This window comes from Cyanobium sp. Candia 9D4 (assembly GCF_024346155.1).
GTDB classification, from domain to species: domain Bacteria; phylum Cyanobacteriota; class Cyanobacteriia; order PCC-6307; family Cyanobiaceae; genus Cyanobium; species Cyanobium minutissimum.
This window is the reverse complement of sequence record NZ_JAGQCK010000010.1, coordinates 35,493-60,884: the sequence shown is the minus strand read 5'-3', so window position 1 is coordinate 60,884 and position 25,392 is coordinate 35,493. Positions and strand designations below refer to the sequence as shown.

Genomic DNA, 25,392 nt, shown 5'->3' with positions numbered 1-25,392 from the left:
CAGGCCCGGTCCGGCCTCAGCCGCGCGAGAAGCGGCTGAAGGTGGCGGGGGAGAAGGTGTGCCCCTCGGAGAGCGCGATGGCCACCACGGCATCGGTGTCGGCGGCGGCTTCCACACGGGCCTTGAGGGCCGGATCGGCAGCCACCTTGGCGAGGAACGCGTTGAGCTGGGATTTCGACATGGGACCATCAACTACGGACTCTCCGTCCTACTCCCTTCCGGAGCGTGGCCCGGAGCCCGATGTGGTGTTCCGTTCCTGCCATGGCCTGGTTCATCAAGACCGAGACCTTCCGGCTCCCCGCTGACGCGGTGATTCCCCACCTGCAGGAGCATCGCCGCTGGGTGGAGCGCCTGCGCCTGGAGGGCCTCAGGATCAGCAGCGGCTACCTGGTGGACGACCTGGGCCGGCCGGGTGGCGGCGGCCTGCTGCTGCTCGAGGCTGCCGACCATGACGCGGCCCTGGCCCTGGTGCTGCAGGATCCGATGGTGCTGGCGGACTGTGTGCACTGGCAGCTGCAGGGGTGGCGGCCGGCGGTGGGGGACCTGGCGGTGTCCTGATGACGGATCGACGTCTCCTGGTCATCTCGAGGATCGGCGTCGGCCCCCCCTATGCCGGCAACCGCAGCCGCCTGGCCGCGTTGCTGGATGACCTGCGGGCCCTGGGCTTCGAGCTCCATTTCGCCGGCGTCGATCTCTCCGAAGAGGAGAAACGGGAGACCCGCAAGGCTGTGGACCACTGGATCCACGACTTCGTCTGGCCCGAGGGCGGGCGCCGCCCGCTGGCCGACCGGATCGGGCGGCGACTCGGCGGGGCGTGGCAGGGGGTCCGTCGTCGCGGCCGTCCGGGCCGGGAGCGGAGCCTCCCCATCGGCAACCACCCTCTGGACGACTGGTTTCATCCGAGCTGGCTGGCTGAGGCGCGCCGTCTCCAGCGCGCCGGCCACTACAGGCGCGTGCTGGTGTCCTACGTGATCCATTCCGCCTTCTTTGAGGCTTTCGACGACCGCTGTCTGAAGATCCTGGATTGTCATGATGTCTTCACGGATCGGAACGCCCTCCTCCACGAGGCGCAGCTGGATCCGGAGGACTTCTGGATCTCGCTGAACCAGGCTGATGAGCGCCGGGGATTGCGGCGTTCCGATGTGATCCTCGGCATCCAGGAGCGGGAATCCAGCTATTTCCAGCGCCTCACCCACGGCCGGCGTGTCGTCAGGACGGTGGGCCACATCCTTCCATCCGACCCCTTGCCGTTTGTCGCCGACCAGGCTCCCGTCGTGGGCTATCTGGCCTCGGCCAATCCCCTCAACCGGGTGGGTCTCCGGTGGTTTCTCGAGGAGGTGTGGCCGCAGGTCAAGGCCAGGGGTGGCGCCGGCCGGCTGGTGGTCGCCGGTGGCATCTGTGGGGCCATGCCCTTCCCTGAGGAGGTCCAGCGCCTCGGGATCGTCCCGTCACCCCGGGAGATCTATCAGCAAGCGCTCTTCATGATCAATCCCATGCGTTCGGGCACCGGCTTGAAGATCAAGACGATCGAAGCGATGGCCCACGGCCGGGCGATCGTGACCACCCCGGCCGGTGTGGAGGGGATGGCCGTGGCGCCGGGGGTTTCGGTGGCCGGAACGGCTGACGATTTCGCTGCGGCCGTGCTCGCCTATCTGCATGACCCTGGGGCCGCCCGCAACGCCGGGGCCGCCGCCGCCGGGCACCTCGCCGGGCTGCGGCGGCAGGCGCAGGGCGCCCTGCTGGAGGCCCTCGACACGGCTCCGGTTCAGCGGTTCCGGCCGGCCTGGCGGTAGGACCCGGCGATCGCCTGGGCCATGGCTTCCCAGGTCAGGGTTCGGCCGAGGCGGCTGTTGTGGGCGCGCATCCCCTCGAGATCGCGCCTCTCGATCCTGGCCAGGGCCTCCGGCAGCTGGCCGGGGGCGTAGTACTCCGCTCCGGCATCACCCGGCAAGTCGTAGACCCTGGCGGCATCGGGGAGCACCATGGGACAGCCGAAGGTGAGCGCGAGCGACACCACCCCTGAGGTGAGCGTGGCGGTGTACGGGGCCACGAGCACATCGGCGAGAGAAAAGAGGGCGGACACATCGCCGTCCGACACGTAGCCGATGCGCAGGCGAAGGCGGGGGTCCTTCGCGGAGGCTTCGTTGATCCATTCGGTCGACACGCCCGGAATGGGGGCGCCGGCGATCAGGAGCCGGCAATGGGATCCAGGCTGGTGGCGAAAGGCCTCCACAAGGGACTCGAGTCCCTTGTAACGACGGATGTTGCCGAAGAACAGGAAGGTGAAGTTGACCTTGCTGATGTCTGTTTCCCTGGCCAGGCTTTCCACCCGGGACGGGTTGGGCGGATAGTCCTCAGGGTAGGCGGCATGGGCGGCCACAATGGCCTTGCTCTGGAGCGGGACGGCGTATTCCTCTTCGGCTCGGGCAATCGATGATCGGCTGTGAAAATGAATGCCGTTGGCAAAGATGGCGATCAGTCGTCGCACCTTCAGCTCCCTGGCGGGGTCTGGGCATTCGTGGCTGATCAGGTTATGGACGGTCCAGAACAGACGCCCCCCCCGCAGCCTGAACAACCCCAGGTCGCAAAACATCAGAACGTACCAGACCAGAAATCGGATGCTGGAATGGGCGTAGACGGCTTGATCCGTCAGCCCGTTCAGCCAATGCAGGTGAACGATCACATGCCTGGAATACAACCGCTGCTGGCGGAAAAAGGCTCCGAAGAGTGGCGGGTGATCCTTGACGATGACAGGGAAGCCCTGCTGGATGAGCGCTTCGGCAAGCCGCTTCTGGTAGGGATTGAAGCGTCGCTTGTCAGGCAGGAAGACCACCGTCTCTCCCGTCCCTTGCCCGCCCCTGTCGAAAACGGACATGGCTGAACAGCAGGACGGCTTCATCCCAGCCAACGATACAGGCCCCGGCCTCCGGTCCAGGCAGGCCTCGGCCAGCGGCTGGATCGACAGCTTTAGAATCAGGAATCGATGGCCGACTCGTCCTGCCGTGACTGAATCAGCCAGGACGACGGATTCTGCCAACACAATGGACCAACGTCGACGCCTTTTCGTCGTCGGTTCTGAAGAGCCTTATCACCGGGCTCTCTTCGAGGCGCTGGAGACAATCTGCACGGTGCAGACACTGGCCCCCCGCATCAGCTGGAGGGGCTGGCTGCCCTCCTTCGGTCGCCGTCGCCACGCCTGTGAGCTCCCCCGCGGAGCCTTCTCCCGTCATCGCTGGCTGGTCCGGATTCTTGCCCCCCTGGTGGAGCGGCGCCTGCTGGCGATCTACGGCCGGGCCGACGCCCTGATCCTCACCGATCCCCACGCCTGGCCCTACGCGATTCATCACCGCGCCCTCGCTTCCGTCATCGCCTACCTCGTCAGCGATGACTACGCGGCTTACCCCCATGTGCGGCTCGATCAGGAACACGATCTGGTCCGCCATGCCGATCTGATCTTCCCGGTGTCCCGGCTCCTCGCCGAGGTGCTCCAAGCCCGGTACGGCATCGAGGACTCCCGCGTTCACATCATTCCCAACGGCATTCCCTCCTCCTGGCTGCCGGCCGAGCCCCCCCCCGCGCTTCCCCCCCGGCCTCCCCAGCGCCCTGCCCTGGCGGCGGATCTGGTGCCGGCCGACTTCCGGCCCCTGATCGGCATCATTGGCGTGATCGGCAGCCGCATCGACCTGCTGCCGATCGTCGCCGCCCACGATGCGCTGCCCCAGCTCCGCTGGCTGTTCGTGGGGCCGGTGCGCCGCCAGGTGCCCGGCCTCGCCCACCTCCAGAGCAGCCCGCGCTGCCGCTTCCTCGGCGCCATGCCCTACACCGAACTCCAGGCCTGCTTCGCCACCCTCGATGCGGCCGTGCTGCCCCTCACCGACGGTGACATCAACCCCTGCAGCAGTCCCGTCCGCTTCTTCTCCCAGCTGCCCACCGGCCAGCCGATCCTCTACACCGGCACCTGCGCCCAGATCGCCGAAACCCCCCGCCTGGCCTACCACTGCGCCGACGGGCAGGCCCTCACGGCCACCCTCGAGCGCCTGGCCGCCGCCGGCTTCCAGGACGGCCGCGCCGCGGAGCGCCACCGCTTCGCCACCGGATGCACCTGGCAGAAGCGGGCCGAGGCGGCGGCCGGGGCCCTGGAGGCGGTGCTGGAGGCCCGCCGCCGCACGGCCGCAACCCGCTAGGGAGCCGCCGGCGTCGCTCCGGGACCGCCCAGCAGCTCCCGCAGGCCGGGTTCCAGCCGGGCGAAGGCCCGCCCCCGGTGGCCCAGTTGGCCCTTGAGGCCCTTGTCCATCTCCGCGTAGCTCAGGCCCGGCTCCGGCACGAGGAACACCGGGTCGTAGCCGAAGCCGCCGCTGCCCCGCGGCGCCTCCAGGATCTCCCCGTCGCAGCGGCCCTCCACCTCCAGGCGGATCGCTCCGCTGGGATCGGCCACCGCCAGGGCGGCCACGAAGGCGGCCCGGCGGTCCGGTTCCAGGCCCTGGGCGCGCCGTATCCGGTCGACCTCGCCCAGCTCCCGCAGCAGCCGGGCGATCCGGGCGGGGTCGCTGTCCGCGTAGCGCGCCGAATGGACCCCGGGGGCGCCGCCCAGGGCCGCCACCGCCAGGCCGGAGTCGTCGGCCAGGGCCCAGTGGCCCGTGGCCCGGGCCACCGCCTCGGCCTTCAGCCGGGCATTGGCGGCGAACGTGGTGCCCGTTTCCTCCACCTCCAGACCCTCAGGCTGGGGCCGCACCTCCAGGGGCAGGGAGGCCAGCAGGTGGGAGAACTCCCGGATCTTGCCGGCGTTGCCGCTGGCGATCACCAGCACCGTGGGTGCCACCCCGGGCTCCGCTGGGGCGGCCATCAGATGCGCTCCGCCAGCTGGCGCGCCCAGGCCAGCACCGCCTGCACCCGGTCGGCGTCGGGGGCTTCGCAGTAGAGACGCAGCAGGGGCTCGGTGCCGGAGAAGCGCAGCATCAGCCAGTGGCTGGGGCCCATCCGCAGCTTGACGCCATCGGTGCGGTTCACTTCCAGCACCGCCGCTCCGGCCACCTCCTGGGGCGGATCCTGGGCCAGCAGCGCCTCCAGCCGGCGGCGACTGGCCATGTCCGGCAGACGCAGGTCGAGGCGGTCGTAGACGCTGGCGCCACCGCAGCGCTCCTGCAGGGCCGCCAGCCGGGCCCCGAGGGGCAGCCCCCCCTCCACCAGGGCCTCGATCAGCAGCAGCGCCGCGAACAGGGCATCCCGCTCCGGCAGGTGGAGGCCGAAGCCCACCCCGCCCGACTCCTCGCCGCCCACCAGCACGTCGCTGCTGAGCATCTCGGCGGCGATGTACTTGAACCCCACGGGCATCTCGATCACCTCCCGGCCCAGGTCGGCCGCCACCAGGGCCATCAGATCGGAGCCGCTCACGGTCTTGACGACGCGGCCCCCCAGCCCGCGGGCCCGCGCCAAGTGGTCGATCAGCAGGGGCATCAGCAGCTGGGTGCTGCAGAAGCGGCCCTGCTCGTCCACGGCGGCGATGCGGTCCCCGTCACCATCGAAGACGATGCCCACCGCGGGCCGGCCGGACGCCGTGGCCTGGCGCACCTCGGTGATCAGCTGCTCCAGGTAGGGCGCCAGCGGCTCGGGCGGGTGGCCGCCGAAGAGGGGATCCCGCTCCCCCCGGATCTCCCGGATCACGCCGGCGGCGGCCCCCGCCTCCCCCAGCAGGGCCGGCAGCCCCCCGGCGGCCGAGCCGTGCATCGGGTCGACGATCACCTGCAGGCCGGCGGCGGCCAGGCCCGCCACCAGGGCCGGGGCGTCGACCTTGGCGCCGAGGCCCGCCAGGTAGGTGCCCATGGCATCGAACCGTTCAGTGTCGCCGGGGATCGGCACCGTCAGGCCCCCGGCCGCCAGGCGCCGCTCCACCCGGGCGGTGAAGTCACCCTCCACCGAGCCGCCGAAGGGCCCCTTGATCTTGAGGCCCAGCCATTCCGGCGGGTTGTGGCTGGCGGTGATCACCAGGGCCCCCAGGGCGCCCCGCTCCACCACCGCCCAGCTGCAGGCCGGGGTGGGCACGGGGGTGGCGGCCAGCAGGGGCACCAGATCGGCCCCCCGGACGGCGGCGGCGATGGCCTCGGCCAGCTCCGGGGCCAGGAAGCGCCGGTCGTAGCCGATCACCACCTCCCGGCTGGTGAGGCCCTCCGGGGCGCTGGCGGCCAGTTCCCGGGCGGCGGCGGCCGCCACCGGCAGCAGCCGCTCCATGGTGATGTCCACCCCGAGGATGCCCCGCCAGCCATCGGTGCCGAAGTGGATCGGTCCGGCCTCGAGGGGCAGGGGGGCGGAGGCCATGGGCGGCGCGGAGGCGATGGAGGGGCAGGCCGGTCGTAGCAGGCCGGCCGCTCCGGATGGCCGCGGCGGGTGCCGGCCTGATGGCAGGCCACCGGTCCCCCTAGCCTGCACCCCATGCCCCAGACCCCGGACGCCGCCTCCCCCGGATCCCCCGTCCTCACCGACCGCCTGCTGCGCAGCTGGGTGCGCTGCCGGCGGCGGGCCTGGCTCGATCTCCACGGTGCACCCAGGGAGCGGCTGTGGAGTGCCCACCGCGCCCTGGCCCTCGATGACCAGCTGCGCAGCTTCCAGAGCCTGCTGCCCCAGCGCCCCGGCCATGGAGAGGCCGCCTGCCGCGACGGGGCGCCCGGTGTGGTGGGGCTCAGGCTCGCGGGAACCGGCCCCCGGGGCCTGCGCCTGGAGGCCCACCCGAGCCTGCTGGAACGGGTCGAGGAGCCCAGCCGCTGGGGGGCCCACGGCTACCGGCCGGTGCTGGCCCGCCAGGGCCGGCGCCTCACCCGGGAGCACCGCCTGCAGCTGGCCCTGTGGGGGCGGCTACTGGAGGAGCACCAGCGGGCCCCCGTGCCCCATGGGCTGGTGGTGGCCGGCGCCGACCGGGGGCTGGAGCGGGAACGACTCGCCCTCGGCCCTTCCCTGCAGCGCCAGCTCGACGAGAGCCTGGAGCGCCTGGCCCTCGACCTGGCCCGCAGCGAGCCGCCGCCCCTGGTCAGCGACCGCAAGAAATGCACCCTCTGCAGCTGGCGAGGGGCCTGCGATCGGGTCGCGGCTGCCGAGGGCCACCTCAGCGAGGTGAGCGGCATCGGCGGCAAGCGCCGCGAGCTGCTGCTGGAGCTGGGCATCACCAGCCTCGACCAGTTGGCGGCCGCCGATCCGGAGCGGCTGGCCGAGGACCTGGCCGTCCACAGCGAGCAGCACCGGGAGGTGGCCCCCCGGCTGGTGGCCCAGGCCAGGGTGCAGCGGGAGGGCAGCCCCCAGCGCAGCGGCGAGGGGGCCGGCCCCGCCCTGCCGGAGCTCGCGACGGCCCCCGGGGTGCTGCTCTACGACATCGAATCCGACCCCGATGCCCGCGACGACTTCCTCCACGGCCTGGTGCGGCTGGAGCGCGGCGCGGACGGCCATTGGCCCGGGGCGCCGGGGCCGGGGGAGAGCCTGGGGAGCTACCAGCCCCTGCTCGCCCTGCAGGAGCACGGCGAGGCCCTGCTCTGGCGGCGGCTGAGCACGCTGCTGGCCCGCTATCCCGACTGGCCCGTGCTGCACTACGGCGAGACCGAGTCGGTCGCCCTGCTGCGGCTGGCCGAGCGCCAGGGGGCCAGCGAGCGGGAGCGGGAACGGTTGCGGGCCCGGCTGGTGGACGTGCACCAGCGGCTGCGGCGCCACTGGCTGCTGCCGGTCAACAGCTACGGGCTCAAGGCCGTCGCCGGCTGGCGGGGTTTCAGCTGGAGCCAGAAGGGGGTCGACGGCGCCCGCTGCCTTCTGTGGTGGCGCCAGTGGCGGGAAGGCTCCGGCGGTCCGCGGCGCCCCAGCCGGCGGGCCCTGGGCCGCAAGCTCCAGCGGATCTTCCGTTACAACCAGGACGACAGCCTGGCCACCTGGGCGGTGGTCCGCTGGCTGCTGGATCAGGACGCGGCCTTGCCCCCCGGCCCCACCGGCGGCGGCTGAAACGCCTCCGGCAGCGAAAGGCACAGGGGCACCCCAGGGGCCGCCCCGGCCAGCAGCTGGCTCTCCTCCAGCCAGGCCTTGCGCACCAGGGCCAGGCCGATCCAGCCCCCGTCACCGGGGAGTTCCAGGCTGGAGGTGATCAGGCCGGCGCGGCCCCCGGCCCCGTCCAGCAGGGGCGTGCCCGCAGCCACGGCATCGGCGGGAACAGCCCCTTCCGGGACAGCCGTGGCCCACCAGCGGCGCAGCTGCTGCTTCACCCCGTCGTAGGTGGCCAGCTTGGCCAGGGTCTCCTGGCCCACGTAGCAGCCCTTGTTCAGGCTCACCCGCCCCGCCAGGCCCAACTCGAAGGGGTTCACCTCCTCGTTGATCTCCCCCGGCGCCGCCGGCAGACCCTGCCGGAGCCGCCAGCGTTCCGCCTCCAGCGGCTCCAGGGGGCGCCGTGCGGCCAGGGCGGGGGGCAAGGGGGCCTCGGCGGGCAGCAGCAGGGCCTCCCCCAGCCGCCAGCCCGGCGATCCCTCCAGCGGGGCCCAGGTGCCGGCCGGCAGGGCCTCCGGTTCCGGTGCCCCCAGCGGCTGGTGCAGGACGGCCGCCGTCACCGGACCCAGCCGCACCTTGTCGGCGGGGAACAGCACCCGGTCGAGGGCGGTGCGCACAGCCGCCGGATCCCCGTCGACGATCACCAGCCAGGCCCCGGCGGCGTCCACCAGCACCTCCGCCACCGCCCGCAGCCGGGCCGTGGGGCTGATGCAGCAGGTGCCGAGCCACTGGCCCGGGCGAGCCCCCTCCAGGGCCTGGCTGGTCTGGCCGTGCAGCACCCGCAGGGTGTCTGGGCCGTCGAGCCGCAGCAGCCCCACCGGCCGCGACCAGCGGCTCCCCTGCGGTGGCGTCCAGTGCCAGGGATCGGCCGCAGCCGGCGTCGGGTCGGGGGAGGGGGCCATGGCGGAGCGGGTGGCGGGGGTCAGCCTGTCGTGGGGTCAGCCTGCCGCGCCGTCCAGCCCGGCGGCCGTGGCAGCCACCTCCTCGAGCAGGAACAGGCTGCGCAGGTCGAGGCCCGCTTCCTCCATCGCCTCGGCTCCCCCCTCCTGGCGATCGACGATCGCCACCACCCGCTCCACGGCGTAGCCCGCCTCCTGCAGCTGGGCCACGGCCTTGAGGGCCGAGCCGCCGGTGGTGACCACGTCCTCCAGGACCGTGATCCGGCTCCCGGCCGGCGGCAGGGGGCCTTCGAGCCAGGCGCCGGTGCCATGGCCCTTGGCTTCCTTGCGCACGATCAGCGCATCGAGGTCGCGGCCGGCCAGGGCGGCCTGCAGGGCCACGGCGCTCACCAGGGGATCGGCCCCCAGGGTGAGCCCCGCCACTGCGGCGGCTTCGCCCTCCACCTGCTCCAGCATCAGGCGGCCCAGCAGGGCCAGGCCGATGCCGCTCAGGCTCACCGGCTTGCAGTTGACGTAATGCGGGCTGCGGCGGCCCGAGGCCAGGGTGAAGTCGCCCAGCCGGTAGGCACGCTCCGCCAGCAGGGCGAGCAGGGCGGAACGCTGTTGGCTGGGGCTGGAGGGCAGGGTGACCATCGACGTTGGGGGGGCGGCGTTGGGGGGGCGGCGTCGCAGAGGCGGCCGGTGCGGAAGCCCATGGATGGGCGAGAGCGTCAGAGGTCGCTAACCTGCGCTCACATCGCCCGGGAGCTGGGCCCGTAGACCCCATGACACCACCGATCCTGGCAGTGCCTGCCCCCCTCGCTGCGGGCCTCACCGCCCTGCTCCCCTTGGCCGTGCTGGCCCCCGCCCTGGCCGGGCCCGTGCTCTGCACCACGACCCTCGAAGCCCCCATGCCCGGCTCGGTCGGCACCGGGCCGGTGGAGGTCACCCGCTGCGGCGTGACGCGCTCCGCCCCCGAGCTGATGGAGCAGCGCTTCTACAGCTTCTCGGCCCCCTTCGCCCAGGGCGTCAACCTGCTGCACCAGATCACCGATCCCCTCGGCCTTTCGATCCCCGGCCGGGACGGCGGCAGGATCGTCGCCTTCGGCTTCCCCGACCAGAACATCGTCTGGGACGGCACCGCCATCGAGAACACCGCCTCGGTGATGCTCTCCGAGCAGAGCGGCCTGATGCCCCAGCGCACCGCCGACATCACCAACGGCTTCAGCACCAGCCTCGGGACGGGGGCCGCCACCCCCACCTACGTCCGGCCGCCCGCCGGCACCACCTGGACCCCGCCGATCCGGGGCCTCTGGTGAGGCCCTCGCCCGAGACGGCGCCGTCCCCGGGGGTCTAGCAATCTGGTGAATGCAGCGAACTCATAATTCGCCTTAGGCGAGTTCGATCCTCGCGACCCCCATCCCCTCACTCGCCCCACATCCGCAGCAGGTTGGTGTAGCTGCGGGTGAGCAGGTCGAAGATCTCGTCCTTGCCCTGCTTCTGGTAGAGGGAACGACGGGCGGTATCGAGTTCGAACAGGAGTTCGCGCCGGTCGCTGCGGCGGACCCGGCTCTGGATCCAGCCCAGGGCCACCAGCCGCTCGCCCCGGGTCACGGGATCGACCCGATGCAGCAGGGAGCTCGGATACACCAGGGCATGGCCGGCCGGCAGGCGCAGGGCGCTCTCGCCCCCCGGATCCTCCAGCACCAGCGCGCCGCCGTCGTACTGCTCGGGTTCGCTCAGGAACAGGGTGAAGGAGAGGTCGGAGCGGCCGCCGACCATGAAGGCATTGTCGACGTGGCGGCCGTAGCCCTCACCGACGCCGCAGCGGCTGAAGCGCAGGCTGTGCAGCCGCACCGGCAGGGCCGCCGCCTGCAGCAGCGGATGCTGTAGCAGGTGGTCGCTGAGGGCGGAAGCGAGGGTCTGGTTCAGGGAGGATGCCGGCTCCAGCTGGCGGTTGCGCTTCACCTCCCGGGCGTGCCATCCGGCCGTTTCGGCCCCGTCTCTCCAGGGGGCGTCCTCCGCCAGCAGGGCCAGGCGCAGCTCGCCGACCTGGCCGCTGCTCAGCAAAGGTTCAAGACGGAACTGCATCCTTCGGCACTCCGCTGCCCCAGAATTCTCGCCCCATCCATCACGGTGCAGGCCATGGCCCGATCGAGCATTGCCCTGTTCCTCGTCACCACCGGACTGATCACGGCCACCATGGGCTGCGCCCAGTCCCCCGGGTCGAAGGACCAGGAGGGCGGCGAGAACGGCGTCAGCGCACCGGCCCCGGAACGGCCGGCCGCCGGGGCACCGGAGGGGGCCGACAGGGACGGCGACCGGGATGGTGACGGTGACGCCGGCGAGGGAGGAGAGGGGGGTGAGGGCGGCGAAGGCTGAGCCGGGCGGCGGGGCCTAACCTTCAGCCACGACACCCCACCGATGCGCTTCCTGGTCCTGGCGATCCTGTTGGCCCTGCTGGCCTTCTTCGCTGCCGGGGAGCTTGCGCTGATCCGTCTCCGGCCCAGCCGCGTCCAGCAGCTCGAGGAGGCTGACGAGCCCGGCGCCCGTTCCGTCGCCCGGCTCCAGCACCGCATGCGCAGCGTCCTGGTGGCCACCCAGCTGGGCGTGGTGCTGGCGCTGCTGGCCATGGGCTGGCTGGCCAGGGGTCTGGCGGAGCAGGTGGCCGGCTGGATGGGCTCGGGGGAGCAGGCCTGGATCGATGCCGGGGTCTTCCTGGTGCTGGCCCTGCTGGCCACCCTCCTGGGCGGTCTGGTGCCCAAGGCCTGGGTGCTGCACCGTCCCGAGGGCTCGGCCCTGCGGCTGGCACCCCTGCTGGAGTCGCTCACCCGCACCCTGGCACCGTTGCTGCTGCTGATCGAGCGCTTCAGCGGTGGTCTGCTGCGGCTGCTGGGGCTGCCGCGCAACTGGGATGAGCTGGTGCCGGTGCTGTCGGCCGGGGAGCTGGAGACACTGATCGAGAGCGGCAGTGTCACCGGCCTGATGCCCGACGAGCGCAGCATCCTTGAGGGGGTCTTCTCCCTGCGGGACACCCTGGTGCGGGAGGTGATGATGCCGCGCTCCGGCATGGTCACCCTGCCGCTGGATGTCACCTTCGCGCAGATGATGGAAGCGGTGCATGCCAGCCAGCACGCCCGCTTCCCGGTGATCGGCAGCTCCCTCGACGACGTGCGCGGCATGCTCGACCTGCGGCGGCTGGCCGAGCCGATCGCCCGGGGCCTCCTCCACCCCGATACGGCCTTGGCCCCCTGGATCCTGCCGGTGGCGCAGGTGCAGGAAAGTGCGTCCCTGGCGGATCTTCTGCCGCTGATCCGCAGCGGCCAGCCCCTGCTGGTGGTGGTGGATGAGCACGGCGGCACCGAGGGGCTGGTCACCGTGGCCGACCTCACCGGCGAGATCGTCGGCGAGGACGACAACCCCCTGGAAACGGCCCAGGACCTGCTGCCCCTCGTCGACGGCACCTGGTCGGCGGCCGGGGATCTGGAGATCGTCGAACTCAATCGCCAGCTGGGCCTGCAGCTGCCCGAAGCGGACGGCCACCACACCCTGGCCGGCTTCGTGCTGGAGCGGCTGCAGCACATCCCCTCCCCCGGGGAAGGGCTGCGCTGGCAGGGCGTCCGCATCGACGTGCTCACCATGGACGGCCCCCGCATCGAGCGGGTTCAGATCACCCTCGCCAGCACGGACGGAACCTGATCATCGATAATGCGCCCACCTGCTCCGCCCCTGCCATGAACCCAGTGCGCGTGGGTGTCATCGGCATCGGCAACATGGGCTGGCACCACGCCCGGGTGCTGAGCCTGCTGCGCGATGCCGAACTGGTGGGCGTCGCCGACCCCGATGAGGCCCGCGGCCGGCTGGCGGTGGAGCAGTTCGACTGCCGCTGGTTCCCCGCCTACGAGGAGCTGCTCGGCGAGGTGGAGGCCGTCTGCATCGCCGTACCCACGCTCCTGCACCACCGGGTCGGCATGGCCTGTCTGCAGGCGGGGGTGCACGTGCTGATCGAGAAGCCGATCGCGGCGACCCAGGAGGAGGCCGCCGACCTGATCGGCGCCGCGGAGGCGGCGGGCCGCCTGCTGCAGGTGGGCCACATCGAGCGGTTCAACCCCGCTTTCCGGGAGCTGCTGCGGGTGGTGGCCAACGAGGAGGTGGTGGTGCTCGAGGCCCGGCGCCACAGCCCCAACGCCGACCGGGCCAATGACGTCTCGGTGGTGCTGGATCTGATGATCCACGACATCGACCTGGTGCTCGAGCTGGCCGCCTCCCCGGTGGTGCGGCTGGCGGCGGCCGGCGGCCGCAGCTCGGATGGCCCGATCGACTACGTCAATGCCACCCTCGGCTTCGCCAATGGCGTGGTGGCCAGCCTCACGGCCAGCAAGATGGCCCACCGCAAGATCCGCAGCCTCAGTGCCCACTGCCGCAGCAGCCTGATGGAGACGGATTTCCTCAACCGCAATCTGCGCATCCACCGCCGCTCCCACGAATCGGTCAGCGCCGACCACGGCGAGCTGCTCTACCGCAACGACGGCTTCATCGAAGAGGTGAGCACCACCTCGATCGAGCCCCTCTACGCCGAACTCGAGCACTTCCTCCAGTGCGTGCGCGGCCGGGAGACGCCGGCCGTGGATGGCCTGCAGGCCTCCCGGGCCCTGCAGCTGGCCGACCTGATCGAGCAGTGCGTCGAGCAGCCCAACCTCTGCATGGCCCTGGAAGCCCCGATCTAGACACCCGCCGCCGGGATCATCGCGGCAGGGGCCGCGTCCCTGTCGGCCAGCTCCTGCAGGGCCAGCAGCTGCCAGCGGCGGCAGTCGGCCGGGGAGGAGCGGTAGAAGAGATCCCAGGCCTCCGCCTTGTGGGGGCCGTAGGCCTCGCTCGGCACCTCGGGATGGCGCTGCTGCCAGCCCACCCGCACGGCGTGGCCGATCACCACGTCCAGGGCAAGATCGTCGTCGAACTGGACCTGGGGGTTGGCGGCCACGAAAGCCATCAGGGTGAGCAGGGTCTCGATGCAGAGCCGGCGGTACTCCGGCGCTTCGATCTTGCTGAGCAGGTGCTCCACCAGGATCGCGAAGTTCTTCTCCCCCGGCGTCTTCTCGCGCAGCAGGGGAGCGCTCTCCAGCCGGTTGCGCCGCTCCAGCTTGTCGCCGATCACCAGGCCCCGGCAATGGTGCAGCAGGTCCCAGATGCCGGGATAGAAGTCCTTCGGCACCCGCTGCAGGGCCCCGAGCCGCATGCGGTGCTGCAGCCAGCTGCCGTCCTTGGGCAGTTCCGCCAAGGGGTCGGGCACCTCCCAGCGCACCCGCCCGCGCAGGTGCAGCTGCTCCTTGCGCTGCAGGGAGGCGCGGGCGTGCTCCACGTCGGCCAGCACGGCCCGCAGCCGGCGGCGGATGGCATGGGGCGGCAGGGCGCAGAGGGCCTCGAAGGCCTCGCTGGGGCTGAGGTTGGCCTCCCCCGCCAGTTCGCCGGTGAGCAGCAGCAGGAACTGCCCGAGCTGCAGGGTGAGGCTGCCGCTGAGCAGATCCACGTCGGAGCGGGCCAGGGCGTCGATGGCCAGCAGCAGCTCCTGCTGCAGCATCCATTCCCGGCCGTCCTCACCGCTGAAGCGCCGCACCATCGCCGCGATCGCCAGGCTGCCCTCCGGATGGCTCAGCAGCGAATCGCGCGTGTAGTTGCGGCCCACCACCACCTGCTTCTGGCGCAGCAGCAGGTCGGTGAGGGCATCCTCCAGCTGGGGGTGCACCAGACCCATGGCACCGGCCGCCCGGCGCACCACGCTCCAGTCGGCGTCGGCCAGGCCGCGGCGGTAGACCTCCTCCAGCAGCACCATCAGCCGCACCCCGGGGCCGCTGCGCGGGCCCTGCAGGCGGGCATTGGGGCCGAGCCGGCGGCTCAGCAGCTCCAGCACCTCGGCCTGCTCCTCCAGGGAGCGGCTGGCCCAGAGCCTGTCCACCAGATGGGCCAGGGGCACGTCCTCCAGCTCCTGCTCCTGGCGGGCGGTGAGCGGCTGGTGGCTGGCGCTGGGCGGCAGCAGGGTGTGGCCGTCCGGCACCAGATCGCAGGCCGCCAGCGCCTGGGGCGGCAGGTCGACCAGGCTGGCCAGCGGCACCAGCTCCTCCAGCGACACCAGGCGTACCGGCACCGAGCCCAGCTGGCCCTGCTGCAGATCGCGGCCCAGGCTGAGGAAGGCGTCGGGGTCGCGGCGGAAGGGGCCGGCGGCGACCGGCACGAGCAGCACCGGGGCGCCGGAGCCCCGCCAGTGGCGCTGCAGCACCCGCACTTCGGTGGCCACCGTGTCCACCAGCACCTGGGCATCGTCGGCCAGATAGAAGGTGTCCTCCTCCAGGACCGCCGGCAGGAAGCCGATCAGCTCGCCGTCGTGGCGGTAGAGCCGGGCGGTGGCCTGGGTCTCCATGCGCACCGGCGGGTGACCCGATAGGCCCAGGCGGCCGTTGGCGCCCACCGTCGCCAGGCGCCGGGCCAGCTCGCGGGAACTGGCCACCCGCAGGGGGGCCGCCCCGTCCGAGGGCCGCCGCACCGGCAGGCCGGCCTCCGCGAGGGCCGCGGCAATGGCGTCGTCGGCCGGAGCCAGGGCCACCAGCACCTCCTCGGCCCCCGGCGGGCTGGGGTGGCGGCGCCCGCAGGGATCGAGATCCTCGGCGGTGATCAGGCCGTGCAGCAGCAGATCCGACAGCCAGGTGAGGCTCTGGGTCCAGAGCAGGGGGACGTTCTCGTTGGGGACACGGATCTGGGTGCCGGGCTGGCGCCGCTCGGCCTCGATCAGCCGCTCCGGCACCAGGTAGAGCTCCGGCAGCAGCGCCTCCCCGTCGACCGTCACGCTCAGCTCCTGGAGCTGCTCCCGCCAGCGGCGGGCTTCCTCCCAGCGGCCCTCGCAGCAGGCGGTGATCAGCTCGTAGGCCAGGAACAGGGGCCACTCGCACTCGATGTGCTCGAACTGGGCCAGTTCCTCCCGCTCGTAGTGGAGCCGGGTCACGTCCTCCAGCACCGTCTGGTGGCCGTCGCGCCGGAAGCGCTTGTAGCCGTAGGACCCGGCCAGCTCGCTGCGGATCTTCTCGCGGGTGCGCGCCACCAGCGCCGGATCCTCCACGGCCCAGGCGGGGTAGCCGATCACCGACAGGCAGGCGCTGTCGGCCTCCTTGCTGGCCGACTCCCGCGGCAGCAGGCCGCGCAGGGCACGCCGCAGCCGCACGATGGCGTCATGGGGGATGGTCAGGCAGCTGCTGCCGTCGCCGTGGGGGCCGTAGAGGTCCAGACCCACGAGGGTCTCCAGGGCGGCCTTCACCAGGCCGATCGAGCTGGCGTTCCGCTCCGGCTGGCCGTGGTTGCCCTTGTCGCCCCGCTCCCAGATGCCGTAGTCGGCCACCCGGTAGGCCCGGGCCACGTAGTAGACGAGGTTCTGGAGGAAATCGCGCTCGTGGCTGGTCTGCACGATCACCAGGCCCGAGCGGGTGAGCTGGGCGAGCTGCAGCAGGAACAGGGCCGTGGCGTCGAGCTGCAGATGGCCCCAGCCGTCGTCGGCCACCACCGGATCCCCCGTGGCGGTGTCGAACTTGGCGTGGATGGCGTCGAGGCGCTCGAGGCTGGTCTTGAAGCGCTCCACCTTCGCCGACTGGCGCATCATCGAGCGCATCAGCCCCCGCATCAGCTGCAGCACCCGCTGCTCGAGTTCGAAGCTGCGGCGGCAGGGTCCCGCCAGGCGCCGGTGGGCCAGGGACAGGCCCCAGACGCACTGGATGGAGTAGACGCAGTCCCGCACCCAGGCGTCGCCGTAGTTGCCGTGCACGGTGCTGGCGGTGCTGGCGGGCAGCAGACCGGTGATCGGATGCTGGCGCCGCAGGACGACGTGCTCGATGCCGCGGTCGAGCCGTTCGAGGAGCTCCCGGGCCTCCGCCGCGTCGGTGGGAGGGGCGGGCGGATCGCTCACGCCCCTGTCGCCATTGCTCGCCGTGCTCATCATGGTCGCGTCAGGACAGGGCGTGCCGGTGGCGGCGGCCGTGGAACCAGGCCATAGATTCTCCCCGCCGTCGTTCCTTCCCATGGCAGCCCTCGCGACCACGCCGGTCCGTGCCCGCGTCCTGGGCATCCCTGTGAATGTAAGCAACGACGTCTTCCGGGACGCCGTGGACCTGCACGCGGCCGGCGGCGGCCAGATCGTCACCCTCAATGCGGAGATGACCATGGCGGCCCGGGCGGACCCCGCCCTGGGGGCGGCGATCGAGGCGGCCCGGATGGTGATCCCCGATGGGGCCGGTGTGGTGTGGGCCCTGGGGCGCCAGTCGCACCGGGTGCGCCGCGCCCCGGGCATCGAGCTGGCCCGCCGCCTGCTCGACCATGCGGCCACCCATGGCTGGCGTGTGGCGCTGGTGGGGGCGAGTCCGGCGGTGATGGATCAGCTGCGCGACCGCCTGCTCCACGACCTTCCCGGGCTGAAGCTCGTCTTCAGCGTCCACGGCTACCAGAGCGAGGAGGCCTGGCCAGGGCTGGAGCGCCAGCTGCTGCAGTGCCGCCCCGATCTGGTGCTGGTGGCCCTGGGGGTGCCGCGCCAGGAGACCTGGATCCAGGCGATGCCCGAACCCCGCAGCGGCCTCTGGATGGGGGTGGGCGGCAGCTTCGACATCTGGGCCGGCACCAAAAAGCGGGCCCCCACCTGGATGGGGGCCCTGCATATCGAGTGGCTGTACCGCCTGATCAAGGAACCCAGCCGCTGGCGGCGGATGCTCTCACTGCCGGCCTTCGCCTGGGCGGTTCTGCGCGAGCGCCGCTGAACGGCTGGATTGCAGGAACGCCGCTGATCAGCGGAAGCCGACCGAGGCCTGCCAGACGAAGGCCAGCAGCAGGAAGAACAGGGGAATGATCGGCAGGATGTCCACCAGGGGGCCGAAGGCCTGGTAGGCCTCGGGCAGCTGGGCGAGGGTGTGGGGGGCGGAGCCGGCCAGCAGGGAGAGAGCCATGCCTGGAGGAAAAACCATTGCTATGGCCGGAACCTACCACGTGTGAGCGGCCGGGGAGCCGGGCTCCCAGGGAGCGAAATCCTCTGCAAAACAGCCTTCGCTGATCGCCCGCGCCATGGCCGACGTGAAACGCAGCAGGGTGGTGAGGTTGTGCAGGCTCAGCAGGGTGCGGCCCAGCAGTTCGTCGCTGCGGAACAGGTGGTGCAGGTAGCTGCGGCTGTGGTGCCGGCAGGCCAGACAGCCGCAGCTGGGATCCAGCGGGCCGTGGTCGTGGCGGAAGCGGGCGTTGCGCAGGTTCCAGCGCTCGCCCCCCACCAGGGCGGTGCCGTGCCGGCCCAGCCGGGTGGGCAGCACGCAGTCGAACAGGTCGAAGCCGTTGGCGACCGCGATCGCCATCTCCCGCAGGCTGCCCACCCCCATCAGGTAGTGGGGACGCTCCTGCGGCAGCAGGGGACCCACCTGGCGCACCACCCGGTGCATCTCCTCGGCGGGTTCGCCCACGCTCACCCCCCCCACGGCGATGCCGGGCAGGTCCATCGACGCCACCAGCCGCGCCGAGGCCTCGCGAAGATGGGGGAAGCAGCCCCCCTGCACGATCCCGAACAGGGCCTGGTCGCCGCCGCCGTGGCAGGCGACGCAGCGCTCCAGCCAGCGGTGGGTGCGCCGGCAGGCCTCGGCCACCGCCGCCTCCGTGGCGGGGTAGGGCGGGCACTGGTCGAAGGCCATCGCCACATCGGCCCCCAGGGCCCGCTGGATGGCCATCGAGCGCTCCGGGGTCAGGTCGATCCTTGAGCCGTCCCGGGGAGAGCGGAACACCACGCCGTCGTCGTCGATCCGGTTGATGGCATCAAGGCTGAACACCTGGAAGCCGCCCGAGTCGGTCAGGAGAGGGCCCTCCCAGCCCATGAAGCGGTGCAGCCCACCGGCCTCCGCCACCACCGTTTCTCCCGGCTGCAGATGCAGGTGGAAGGTGTTGGCCAGCACCATCTCGGCCCCGGTCTCCCCCAGCTGGGGCGTGCTGACCCCCTTGACGGTGGCGGCGGTGCCCACCGGCATGAACCGGGGGGTGTGGACGGTGCCGTGGGGGGTGGTGAAGCAGCCGCAGCGGGCCCGGGTGCGCGGGCAGCGGGCGGTGATCGTGAAGTCGAAGGCGATGAGGCCGCGGCGGCTCAGCGCAGACGCTAGGCGCCGCTGCTGCGACGCTGGCCGGGGTTCACGCCGCCACCCCCACCGCCGCCGCCCTGCCCATGCCCCGCCTCAGCGCTCCACCGTGGCTGCGGGATCTGGCCGGGGCCTGGATCTTCTATTCGGTGCTGCCGGCCTGGCCGGCGCCGGCGCCCCGGTTCGAGCGGATCGCCCGCTTCGCCCCCTGGATCGGCGCCGTGCTCGGTGCGCTCCAGGGCCTGCTCTGGTGGGCCCTTCAGGGGCGGGTGCCCCTGCTGGCCCAGGTCGTGCTGGTGCTGGCGCTCGGTCTGTGGCTGAGCGGCGGCCTGCACATGGACGGCGTGATGGACAGCGCCGATGGTCTGGCGGCGGGGGACCGCTGCCTGGAGGCGATGGCCGACAGCCGGGTGGGGGCGAGCGGCGTGCAGGCCCTTGTGCTGGTGCTGCTGCTGCGGGCCGGGGCCCTGGCGATGCTGGGGCCGGCGGCGCCGATGGCACTGGTGTGGGCCGCGGTCGGCGGGCGGGTGGCGCCCCTGCCCGCCATGGCCTGGTTCCCCTACCTGCGGCCGGGCGGCAGCGCCGGGTTCCATCGCGACCACGGGGCCGGCCTGGCGGTGGAACTGCGGCCCGCCCTGCTGCTGCTGCCGCCCCTGCTGCTGCTGCCCTGGCCGGGCCTGGCGACCTGGCCCGTGCCCGCCGGAGTGGTGGCCCTGATTCCGGCCCTGGTGGTGCCCCTGGTCCTGGGCCGGCGCCTCGGCGGCCACAGCGGCGACAGCTACGGGGCCTGCGTGGAGTGGAGCGAATCGCTGGGGCTGCTGTTCATTGCCGCGGTGCTGACGGCCTGGGCAGGCTGAGCCGGAAGGCGTTGCCCTGCTCCGGCAGCGCCCCATCCAGCTTCCGGGGCGGCACCACGAGCGCCAGCTCGCCCCCCAGGCTGCGGGCCAGATCACGGCCGAGGGCCAGGCCCAGGCCGGTGCCGGGCAGGTCCTGCCCCCGGGTTCCCCGCACCCCCCGCCCGAAGATCGCCTCCCGTTCGTCGCCGGCAATGGCCGGCCCCCCGTCCCAGACCGTGAGCTGGAGCCCCCCGGCGTCGCTGGTCCAGTGCAGGCCCACGGCGGCGCCCGGGGGGCTGTAGCGGAAGGCGTTCTCCAGCAGGTTGGCCAGGATCTCCGCCACGGCTCCACTGTCGCCGCTCCAGTCCGGCAGGGTCAGGGGACCGTGCCACTCGCGCCCCTGCAGGGTCGCGGTGGCGGCCGCCCGCTGCAGCAGCGGCTCGAGCGGTCCGGCCAGGGGCTGGCCCTCGGGGCCGCTCAGCAGGGGCGGCAGCAGCAGGGGCTGGGGGGAGACGGGGGCGGCGAGCCGTCCCTCCGGATGGACCAGGGCGCTGATGGCTTCGACATAACGGTTGATCTGGCGCTCCTCGGCCAGCAGGCCCTGCACCAGGGAACGGTCGTTGTGGTCGGGCCCGAGGCGCCGCAGCAGCAGCTGGCCGAAGGTGCGCAGGGCCGTGAGCGGGTTGCGCAGCTGGTGCAGCAGCAGGCCCAGCTGCTCTTCGCGCTCCGCGAGTCGCTGCCGCAGCTCCCCGCCCTCCAGATCCAGCCGCAGGGCCTCGGTGAGGGCCAGGGCCACGGCCTGGAGCCGCTGGGCCAGCGGCTCCGGCCAGGGGTTGCGGGCGGCCTCCACCTGCAGGGCACCGAGCAGGCGCTGGCCGTCCCGCAGGGGCAGCCAGCGCCGCTGCTCCGCCGGCACGCGCAGGCGGCTGACACTGTCCACCGCCGGCAGGGCCCGCTCGTCCGGGGGCCAGTGGCCGACCGGCAGCAGGGTGGGCTGGCCCGTTTCCCCCTGCTGGGTGACGTAGACCACCAGGGAGCGGACCTCGGGGCAGTCGATGAACTGTCCCAGCTGGAACCCCACCAGGGCCAGAAACCGTTCCGAGACAGGCATCACCGGCTGCGGACCGGATCCGTCCGGAAATTTTTCAGGAGAGGCGTGTCGAAACGCAAAAAAAGTTTTAAGATCTTGGTAACGACCACTACTTCGCGGTCCTCGGACGGGCGGAAAGTTGCAGTCGTAACGGCCAGCGTTGCGCTTTGCCCGCAACCAAGGCTACAGCAGAGGCAGCTGCGCACCGCCTCTGTCCCGGCCATGACCTCCTCCGGGAGCCGGCCGGCGTTACTGACGGTGATCCTCTCCGACCAGCCCCAGGTCGACAGTCGTATGGACGTGGACCCGCCACCTCTGGGTGGTCGGTCCTCCCTTTCGTTCGTCGCCGGCCCCCGCCGCCGTCGCGCGTCTGCAGCCCCCCCCCCCAACTCCACCTTTCGGTCTCCCTTCACCGGGATCCATGCCATGTCCAAGAAGCGCAAGCGGATCAGTCGCCGTCGTCTCGCAGGTCAGCGGGTCCTCGCCCATGTCCCGACCTTCAACCTCGAAACCGGCTCCCACAAACCGGTGACGGCAGCCCGCCGCTACATCGCCGAAACGGAGCTGACGGCTCCGGCGATCCTCAACGTGCGCCGCAACGAGCACACCACCGACCGCTTCTTCTGGGGGGAGAAGGGCCTGTTCAGCGCCCAGTACGCCGAAGAGAACCACTTCCTGTTCCCGTCCCTGCGCCTGATCGTCGACACCATCGGCGAGGAGGTGCTCTTCGAGGGCCTCGAGTCCCTCGCCTCCGACGACTGGGAGGAGATGGAGGAGTACGAGTACGCCTTCGTCTGATTCCCTCCCGGCGGCTTCTGGTCAGCGTCCCTGCCAGCCCCTGACCAGGAACTCCCGCATCGGGGCGATCAGCTCGGCATCGATGCTGTGACCGCCTGGGAAGGCGATCCGTTGCACCGATCCCCCGGCCTCGGCGAGCGATCGCTCCAGAGCCACACTGGCCGCGAACGGCACCACCGGATCCTGCTCGCCATGGGTGAGCAGGATTGCCGTGCATGGTGTCTGTGGCTGCCAGTCGGGATGGGGGTAGCCGCTGCAGGCCACGAGCCCCGCCAACGGCAGGGGATCGCCGTCGTCCGGGCCGCCGCCGGTGGCCACGTCGATGGCCATGGCCGCCCCCTGGGAGAACCCCAGCAGACAGGTGTGCTCGAGCGGCACCGACGTGCCCAGGGCCAGCAGCCGCTGGCGCAGGGCCCGACGGGCTTCGGGCAGCTGGGGCCACTCGGGCTGCTGCAGGTCGTACCACTGGCGGCCCAGGCCGGCCGGATGGGGCAGGGGGGCCCGCAGGGCCACCACGCTCAGGCCGATGCTGGCCGGATCGGCGCCCAGCAGCACCGGCCCCAGATCGAGCAGGTCATCGGCATCGGCCCCCCAGCCGTGCAGCAGCACCAGCCGGCTGGCGGCCTGGCGCGGGCCGGCGAACAGGGCGGTGCTGTCGTCTTCGCCGGGCGGCAGGTCGGCGAGGGGATCCGTGGGCACGGTGGGGGTCGGCGATTGCTGCGTAGGTTGGCTCCTCCCCCGCCCTTTCCGCCGTCATGGCTCCCACGGCCCTTCTGAGCGTGTCCGACAAGCGGGACCTGGTGCCGCTGGCGGAGGGGCTGCTGGCTCAGGGCTATGGGCTGCTCTCCAGTGGCGGCACGGCCGCGGCCCTGGCCGCCGCCGGCCTGCCGGTGACCAAGGTGGCGGAGCACACCGGCGCCCCGGAGATCCTCGGCGGCCGGGTCAAGACCCTCCATCCCCGCATCCACGGCGGCATCCTGGCCCGCCGGGATGACCCGTCCCACCAGGCTGACCTCGAGGCCCAGGGGATCACCACGATCGATGTGGTGGTGGTCAATCTCTATCCCTTCCGCGCCACCGTGGCCGACCCCGCCGTGAGCTGGGAGACGGCCATCGAGACCATCGACATCGGCGGCCCGGCCATGGTGCGGGCCGCCGCCAAGAACCACGCCGATGTGGCGGTACTCACCGATCCCGACCAGTACCCGGGCTTCCTGGAGGCCCTGGCGGCCGGCCAGGTCGACGCCACCCTGCGGCGCCGGCTGGCCCTGGCGGCCTTCGCCCACACCGCCGGCTACGACGCCGCCATCGCCGCCTGGATCGACGGGCGCCTGGCCGACGGGTCGGGGCAGCCCCTGCGGCTGGAGCTGCCCCTGCGGCAGGTGCTCCGTTACGGCGAGAACCCCCACCAGGGGGCCCGCTGGTTCGGCGAGTCGGGCGTGGGCTGGGGGGCGGCCCGCCAGCTCCAGGGCAAGGAGCTCAGCTACAACAACCTGATCGACCTGGAGGCGGCCCTCACCACGGTGGCGGCCTTCGGCTATGGCCCCGGCGCCGAGCCGGCGGCGGTGGTGATCAAGCACACCAACCCCTGTGGCGTCGCCATCGGCGCCGATACCGCCGAGGCCCTGCTGCGGGCCCTCGATGCCGACCGGGTCTCCGCCTTCGGGGGCATCGTCGCCCTCAACGGGCCGGTGGATCTGGCGGCCGCCGAGCACCTGGCGGGGCTGTTCCTGGAATGCGTGGTGGCGCCGTCCTTTGCCGAAGAGGCCCGCCAGAGGCTGGCGGCGAAAGCCAACCTGCGCCTGCTGGAGCTCGACCCCGCCGCCGTGGCCGGGGCCGCCGGAGCCCTGCAGCTGCGCAGCGTGCTGGGGGGGGTGCTGGCCCAGCAGGCCGATGACGGCCCCGCCGATCCCGACAGCTGGGAGGTGGTGAGCGAGCGCCAGCCCAGCGCCCAGGAATGGCGGGATCTGCGCTTCGCCTGGCAGGTGGTGCGCCATGTGCGCTCCAACGCCATCCTGGTGGCCCGGGAGGGCCGCACGCTCGGGGTCGGGGCGGGCCAGATGAACCGGGTGGGCTCGGCCCGGCTGGCCCTGGAGGCGGCCGGTGAGGCTGCCCGGGGGGCCGTGCTGGCCAGCGACGGCTTCTTCCCCTTCGATGACACCGTGCTGCTGGCGGCGGAGCACGGCATCCGGGCGGTGATTCAACCCGGCGGCAGCAAGCGCGACGCCGATTCGATCGCCGCCTGCAACGCCAACGACATGGTGATGGTGATCACCGGCCGTCGTCACTTTCTGCACTGAGGGCACGGAGAAGTTGTAACTTCGATGCACTCGCAGCCGGCCCTGGCCCGGTGGAGTTCCAACGCGTCATGTTCGCCGCCCTTCCCGCTTCGATCGCCTTCGCCCTCAACTTCGCCCACCCCGTGCTGATGTGGGTGCTGCTGGGTCTGGCCGGCTACGCCATGGTCCTGGGGATCAAGGCCAAGAAGACCCGCACAGCCACCGCCGAGGACCGCAAGGAGCTGATCAAGGGGCAGTTCGCCAAACGCCATTTCCAGTTCGGCAGCCTCGTTCTGGCGCTGATGGTGCTGGGCTGCATCGGCGGCATGGCGGTCACCTACATCAACAACGGCAAGTTGTTCGTCAGCCCGCACCTGCTGGTGGGGCTCGGCATGCTCTCGCTGATCGCCCTGGCGGCCTCCCTCTCGCCCCTGATGCAGGCCGGCAACCTGATGGCCCGCAAGGTGCACGTGGGACTCAACATGACCCTGATGACCCTGTTCCTGTGGCAGGCCGTCAGCGGCATGCAGATCGTCAACAAGATCCTCACCGCCCCCGCTCCCTGAGCCCCCGCCCCCTCAGCTCCGCTCACTCAGGGAGGGCGGCTCAGAACTGGGCCCGGCGCCGCGGCGGGCAGGGGATGCCGTGGCTGGCATGGAAGTCCTCCTGCACCTTCCAGGTGAGGCGGCGGGAGATCTGCCGCACGATCTGACGCAGCAGATGGTCGCCGCTGCTCTGGATCAGATGCTCCGGCAGCAGGGAGAGCATGCCGGGCAGACGCAGCCAGACCGCCAGGTCGAGCTGCCAGCGCACCAGGGTGTGCAGCATCACCCCGTCCACCTCCTCATGGGAGACCTCGGAACCGCTGGCCTCGTCGAGGCGCAGGGAGGCCGCGAACTCGACGTCGTAGAGCCCCCTCAGGGCCGCGTCGGAGTCCGGCAGGGGCACGGTGACGATGCGGTAGACCCCGGCGGCCTGGGGGAGCAGTTCGAGGCCGATGGTGGGCTCCACTTCGAAGCCGAAGTTGCCGAAGCGGCCGAGGGTCAGCACATACCCCTGGCTGCCGATGGGCTCCACCGTCATCGGGGCGGCACAACGGCGGAACCAGCCCTCATGGCGGTCGAGGTAGGCGCCCACCACGGTGGCCGGAGCCCGCATCTCCATCAGGTCGGCGAAGGCGCTGGCGTAGCGGCGGATGGCAGGGTCCGCCCTGTCGCGCAGCGGCTCGCTGGGGGTGGCCCCGGTGTCGTCGGGACCCTGGTGCAGGGAGGAGCCTGCCGCCATCGTGGTCTGGGGCGTGCGGTGGGTCAGAGGGGAACGGCCAGAAAGGACGGGGGTTCTGATCTCCCGGGCGGCCCTGGGGGGAGGAAA

Annotated in this window: 26 protein-coding genes and 1 tRNA gene; 14 read left to right on the top strand and 13 right to left on the bottom strand. The window is 72.1% G+C overall.

What is annotated here, in order from left to right; all coding sequences use genetic code 11:
- Positions 1 to 16: 16 nt before the first annotated feature.
- Positions 17 to 181: a Nif11-like leader peptide family natural product precursor gene (locus KBZ08_RS14795; protein WP_106221013.1), complete on the bottom strand. Its 165-nt coding sequence runs from the start codon at positions 179 to 181 to the stop codon at positions 17 to 19.
- 80 nt (positions 182 to 261) lie between these two features.
- Between KBZ08_RS14795 and KBZ08_RS14790 the strand changes: the two genes are divergently transcribed.
- Both KBZ08_RS14790 and KBZ08_RS14785 read left to right on the top strand, forming a co-directional pair.
- The gene (locus tag KBZ08_RS14790; protein WP_254973924.1) at positions 262 to 558 is read left to right on the top strand and encodes a YciI family protein; all 297 of its coding nucleotides are present in this window, start codon (positions 262 to 264) and stop codon (positions 556 to 558) included.
- Positions 558 to 1,793 (top strand): glycosyltransferase family 4 protein, encoded by a 1,236-nt coding sequence (locus KBZ08_RS14785; RefSeq protein WP_254973923.1) that lies wholly within the window; start codon positions 558 to 560, stop codon positions 1,791 to 1,793. The genes KBZ08_RS14790 and KBZ08_RS14785 overlap by 1 nt, the downstream gene beginning before the upstream one ends.
- Here KBZ08_RS14785 and KBZ08_RS14780 read toward each other — a convergent pair.
- Positions 1,766 to 2,875 (bottom strand): glycosyltransferase family 4 protein, encoded by a 1,110-nt coding sequence (locus tag KBZ08_RS14780; RefSeq protein ID WP_181280107.1) that lies wholly within the window; start codon positions 2,873 to 2,875, stop codon positions 1,766 to 1,768. The two genes, KBZ08_RS14785 and KBZ08_RS14780, sit on opposite strands and share 28 nt — an antisense overlap.
- A gap of 253 nt (positions 2,876 to 3,128) precedes the next feature.
- Here KBZ08_RS14780 and KBZ08_RS14775 point away from each other — a divergent pair, with 253 nt between their 5' ends.
- Positions 3,129 to 4,184, top strand: coding sequence for a hypothetical protein (locus KBZ08_RS14775; RefSeq protein WP_254973922.1), 1,056 nt, complete (start codon positions 3,129 to 3,131; stop codon positions 4,182 to 4,184).
- On the opposite strand, the gene rdgB is transcribed toward KBZ08_RS14775, so the two are convergent.
- Together rdgB and KBZ08_RS14765 are read right to left on the bottom strand one after the other, a co-directional pair.
- The gene (gene rdgB, locus KBZ08_RS14770; protein ID WP_254973921.1) at positions 4,181 to 4,843 is read right to left on the bottom strand and encodes an RdgB/HAM1 family non-canonical purine NTP pyrophosphatase; all 663 of its coding nucleotides are present in this window, start codon (positions 4,841 to 4,843) and stop codon (positions 4,181 to 4,183) included. The genes KBZ08_RS14775 and rdgB overlap by 4 nt on opposite strands.
- On the bottom strand, positions 4,843 to 6,312 hold the full coding sequence (locus tag KBZ08_RS14765) for a phosphoglucomutase/phosphomannomutase family protein (protein WP_254973920.1): 1,470 nt from the start codon (positions 6,310 to 6,312) through the stop codon (positions 4,843 to 4,845). The genes rdgB and KBZ08_RS14765 overlap by 1 nt, the downstream gene beginning before the upstream one ends.
- Positions 6,313 to 6,426: 114 nt before the next feature.
- On the opposite strand from KBZ08_RS14765, the gene KBZ08_RS14760 reads away from it, so the two are divergent.
- The gene (locus KBZ08_RS14760) at positions 6,427 to 7,971 is read left to right on the top strand and encodes a TM0106 family RecB-like putative nuclease (RefSeq protein WP_254973919.1); all 1,545 of its coding nucleotides are present in this window, start codon (positions 6,427 to 6,429) and stop codon (positions 7,969 to 7,971) included.
- Here the strand turns inward: KBZ08_RS14760 and KBZ08_RS14755 are convergent.
- Both KBZ08_RS14755 and pyrE read right to left on the bottom strand, forming a co-directional pair.
- Entirely contained in the window at positions 7,929 to 8,909 is a 981-nt protein-coding gene (locus KBZ08_RS14755) for a folate-binding protein YgfZ (RefSeq protein WP_106220996.1), read from the bottom strand. The genes KBZ08_RS14760 and KBZ08_RS14755 overlap by 43 nt on opposite strands.
- Before the next feature lie 36 nt (positions 8,910 to 8,945).
- On the bottom strand, positions 8,946 to 9,539 hold the full coding sequence (gene pyrE / locus KBZ08_RS14750; RefSeq protein WP_254973918.1) for an orotate phosphoribosyltransferase: 594 nt from the start codon (positions 9,537 to 9,539) through the stop codon (positions 8,946 to 8,948).
- Positions 9,540 to 9,670: 131 nt separating this feature from the next.
- Here pyrE and KBZ08_RS14745 point away from each other — a divergent pair, with 131 nt between their 5' ends.
- Together KBZ08_RS14745 and KBZ08_RS14740 are read left to right on the top strand one after the other, a co-directional pair.
- On the top strand, positions 9,671 to 10,204 hold the full coding sequence (locus tag KBZ08_RS14745; RefSeq protein WP_254973917.1) for an Occludin/ELL family protein: 534 nt from the start codon (positions 9,671 to 9,673) through the stop codon (positions 10,202 to 10,204).
- A 28-nt stretch (positions 10,205 to 10,232) separates the two neighbouring features.
- Positions 10,233 to 10,305: transfer RNA gene (locus KBZ08_RS14740), tRNA-Ile, on the top strand.
- Positions 10,306 to 10,310: 5 nt separating this feature from the next.
- Here KBZ08_RS14740 and KBZ08_RS14735 read toward each other — a convergent pair.
- A complete protein-coding gene (locus KBZ08_RS14735) occupies positions 10,311 to 10,976 on the bottom strand; it encodes a Fe2+-dependent dioxygenase (protein ID WP_254973916.1) in 666 nt (221 codons plus the stop codon).
- Positions 10,977 to 11,030: 54 nt separating this feature from the next.
- Here KBZ08_RS14735 and KBZ08_RS14730 point away from each other — a divergent pair, with 54 nt between their 5' ends.
- The 3 genes from KBZ08_RS14730 to KBZ08_RS14720 are packed head-to-tail and all read left to right on the top strand — an operon-like array spanning position 11,031 to position 13,612.
- Positions 11,031 to 11,267, top strand: a complete 237-nt coding sequence (locus KBZ08_RS14730; protein WP_146134600.1) for a hypothetical protein — start codon at positions 11,031 to 11,033, stop codon at positions 11,265 to 11,267.
- 42 nt (positions 11,268 to 11,309) lie between these two features.
- Positions 11,310 to 12,584 (top strand): hemolysin family protein, encoded by a 1,275-nt coding sequence (locus KBZ08_RS14725; protein WP_106220985.1) that lies wholly within the window; start codon positions 11,310 to 11,312, stop codon positions 12,582 to 12,584.
- A gap of 35 nt (positions 12,585 to 12,619) precedes the next feature.
- On the top strand, positions 12,620 to 13,612 hold the full coding sequence (locus tag KBZ08_RS14720) for a Gfo/Idh/MocA family protein (protein ID WP_015109659.1): 993 nt from the start codon (positions 12,620 to 12,622) through the stop codon (positions 13,610 to 13,612).
- Here the strand turns inward: KBZ08_RS14720 and KBZ08_RS14715 are convergent.
- Complete coding sequence (locus KBZ08_RS14715) at positions 13,609 to 16,863, bottom strand: glycoside hydrolase family 15 protein (protein ID WP_106221153.1); 3,255 nt, start codon at positions 16,861 to 16,863, stop codon at positions 13,609 to 13,611. The genes KBZ08_RS14720 and KBZ08_RS14715 overlap by 4 nt on opposite strands.
- 79 nt (positions 16,864 to 16,942) lie before the next feature.
- Between KBZ08_RS14715 and KBZ08_RS14710 the strand changes: the two genes are divergently transcribed.
- Positions 16,943 to 17,671, top strand: coding sequence for a WecB/TagA/CpsF family glycosyltransferase (locus KBZ08_RS14710; protein ID WP_254973912.1), 729 nt, complete (start codon positions 16,943 to 16,945; stop codon positions 17,669 to 17,671).
- A 27-nt stretch (positions 17,672 to 17,698) separates the two neighbouring features.
- Here the strand turns inward: KBZ08_RS14710 and KBZ08_RS14705 are convergent, their stop codons facing one another.
- Both KBZ08_RS14705 and tgt read right to left on the bottom strand, forming a co-directional pair.
- Positions 17,699 to 17,857, bottom strand: a complete 159-nt coding sequence (locus tag KBZ08_RS14705; protein ID WP_106220981.1) for a photosystem II reaction center protein K — start codon at positions 17,855 to 17,857, stop codon at positions 17,699 to 17,701.
- Positions 17,858 to 17,890: 33 nt separating this feature from the next.
- Complete coding sequence (tgt, locus tag KBZ08_RS14700) at positions 17,891 to 19,012, bottom strand: tRNA guanosine(34) transglycosylase Tgt (protein WP_106220979.1); 1,122 nt, start codon at positions 19,010 to 19,012, stop codon at positions 17,891 to 17,893.
- 92 nt (positions 19,013 to 19,104) lie between these two features.
- Between tgt and KBZ08_RS14695 the strand changes: the two genes are divergently transcribed.
- A complete protein-coding gene (locus KBZ08_RS14695) occupies positions 19,105 to 19,875 on the top strand; it encodes an adenosylcobinamide-GDP ribazoletransferase (protein WP_254973910.1) in 771 nt (256 codons plus the stop codon).
- On the opposite strand, the gene KBZ08_RS14690 is transcribed toward KBZ08_RS14695, so the two are convergent.
- Positions 19,841 to 20,965, bottom strand: a complete 1,125-nt coding sequence (locus KBZ08_RS14690) for a sensor histidine kinase KdpD (protein ID WP_106220976.1) — start codon at positions 20,963 to 20,965, stop codon at positions 19,841 to 19,843. The genes KBZ08_RS14695 and KBZ08_RS14690 overlap by 35 nt on opposite strands.
- A 405-nt stretch (positions 20,966 to 21,370) precedes the next feature.
- Here KBZ08_RS14690 and KBZ08_RS14685 point away from each other — a divergent pair, with 405 nt between their 5' ends.
- On the top strand, positions 21,371 to 21,742 hold the full coding sequence (locus KBZ08_RS14685) for a DUF3155 domain-containing protein (RefSeq protein WP_106220974.1): 372 nt from the start codon (positions 21,371 to 21,373) through the stop codon (positions 21,740 to 21,742).
- Positions 21,743 to 21,763: 21 nt separating this feature from the next.
- On the opposite strand, the gene KBZ08_RS14680 is transcribed toward KBZ08_RS14685, so the two are convergent.
- A complete protein-coding gene (locus tag KBZ08_RS14680; protein WP_254973907.1) occupies positions 21,764 to 22,441 on the bottom strand; it encodes an alpha/beta hydrolase in 678 nt (225 codons plus the stop codon).
- A gap of 56 nt (positions 22,442 to 22,497) precedes the next feature.
- Here KBZ08_RS14680 and purH point away from each other — a divergent pair, with 56 nt between their 5' ends.
- Both purH and KBZ08_RS14670 read left to right on the top strand, forming a co-directional pair.
- Complete coding sequence (purH, locus tag KBZ08_RS14675; protein WP_254973906.1) at positions 22,498 to 24,042, top strand: bifunctional phosphoribosylaminoimidazolecarboxamide formyltransferase/IMP cyclohydrolase; 1,545 nt, start codon at positions 22,498 to 22,500, stop codon at positions 24,040 to 24,042.
- A gap of 68 nt (positions 24,043 to 24,110) precedes the next feature.
- Positions 24,111 to 24,587: a DUF4079 domain-containing protein gene (locus KBZ08_RS14670; RefSeq protein WP_106221150.1), complete on the top strand. Its 477-nt coding sequence runs from the start codon at positions 24,111 to 24,113 to the stop codon at positions 24,585 to 24,587.
- Positions 24,588 to 24,627: 40 nt separating this feature from the next.
- Here the strand turns inward: KBZ08_RS14670 and KBZ08_RS14665 are convergent, their stop codons facing one another.
- Positions 24,628 to 25,305, bottom strand: a complete 678-nt coding sequence (locus tag KBZ08_RS14665) for a DUF1997 domain-containing protein (RefSeq protein ID WP_106220968.1) — start codon at positions 25,303 to 25,305, stop codon at positions 24,628 to 24,630.
- Between the last annotated feature and the right edge of the window lie 87 nt (positions 25,306 to 25,392).